Below are 1,435 nucleotides of genomic sequence, written 5' to 3'. Positions count from 1 at the left end.
CGTCTCCATAGTTCATTGCCGTCTCGACGAAGACGTTGCGCACGTCCGGGTCGTGTTGCCATCCGAGGATGCCGATGCCGGCGAAGTTGACCACTTTTCTGCCGTTGATGCTTATGACCGCGTCGTTGAGGTCGTCAAGCTCAGGCGTCGCGATCAGTTCGCCGCTTCGCCTTGCGCTTTCGACCCATTCGGAGAAACCCCAGCGGGCCAGCGCCGGCTCCGCGGACAAGGTAGTCATGATCGTCCCTCATTTCGGTGAGTTGGGCCCAGGAGCGTTGGCGTCTTCTCGTTGCTCGGTGGTGGAAGGGCAAATGCGAGACCGCTGGACGGTGCCAATGGAGCAGGCCGAGACCAGGTCAGCCCACGACGGGGCCACCGAGTTCCGGGCCACCGAGTTCCGGTCGGTTCAGAGCAGGGTGCCGAGTCGGGAGTCGACTTCCTCGGCGCTGATGCCGAATTGGGCCAGGTCGTAGCGGTGCGAACGGAGGCGTTCATCTTCGGCCAGCACGGCCGACATGGCCGGGCGGACCTCGTTGGCCAGGTCCCATCCGAGGTGGCGGTAGATGTCGGCGACGACCGCCAGCGGGTCGGCGGTGAACTCGTCGAATTCGACGTCGTAAAACCTGGCCTGGTCGTGTTTGGCCCGCTCCGTGGCGAATCGCGCAAGAGTGCGAGTGGCGAGTTCGAGCAGGGCAGGGCCGATCACCTCGCCCTGGAAAACTGAGGACATGCCCGCGGCAAGCTTGCTCGCCATGCTGCACGCCGATCCCAGCACCGTACTGGCGGGCCTGCGGTGGGTCTGGATCACCATTGCGTCGGGGTAGGTCGCCAGCAGGGCGTCCAGGCAGGGCATGTGACTGGAGGATTTGAGCACCCAGCGCCGCTCGGGGTCATGCAGCCCGATCAGTTGGAGGTTGCGGCGATGCCGCCGGTACGCTTCGGTCGAGTCCCGGCCGGCCAGCCACGCGGAGTACGTCGGCACGTACCCGGTGAACTCGAAATACGGCGAGACCATCGACTGGCGGGTCAACAGCCAGCACTCCTCGACCTCGCCGGCTTTGCGATTGTGGATGCCCAGGTAGCCGGGATGTTGCTCGACAAACTTGTCGACGCCACCCTGGACCATCTGGAAGATCGGGTTGGTAGGCCAGGTCGAGCGTGCCGGCCGGGGCTGGGGAGCGTAGCCCAGCCACAGTTCGAGCCCTTGGTTGGTCGAGTCGGCGGTGAGCAGCCGGTGCAGGGTGGTGGTGCCGGTCCGTGGCATACCGACGATGAACACCGGCTTCTCGATCGGGACCTGGGCGTGCTCGGGATGTCTCTGCCACCCGGCCTCACTGAACAGGCGGGCCATCAGGATGCCGCACAACTCGTCCTGGACCATCTGGACGCCGTGCGGCGTCAGGCTCGCCTCCTCCTGATAGGAGGCCAGGAGCAC

General features: G+C 65.4%; 1 protein-coding gene and 1 pseudogene. Both read right to left on the bottom strand.

Features of this window, described 5'->3' with window-relative positions; translation table 11 throughout:
- Window positions 1-238: pseudogene (locus ACY5KJ_RS18805) on the bottom strand (aminotransferase class I/II-fold pyridoxal phosphate-dependent enzyme); the annotation flags it as partial.
- Window positions 239-406: 168 nt separating this feature from the next.
- The coding region (locus ACY5KJ_RS18800; protein ID WP_462203982.1) for a sulfotransferase family protein at window positions 407-1,435 on the bottom strand (1,029 nt) is incomplete at its 5' end.

Source organism: Frankia sp. CcWB3 (assembly GCF_977927595.1).
Note: the sequence above shows the minus strand (reverse complement) of the source record. Positions and strands in the feature narration are given on the sequence as shown.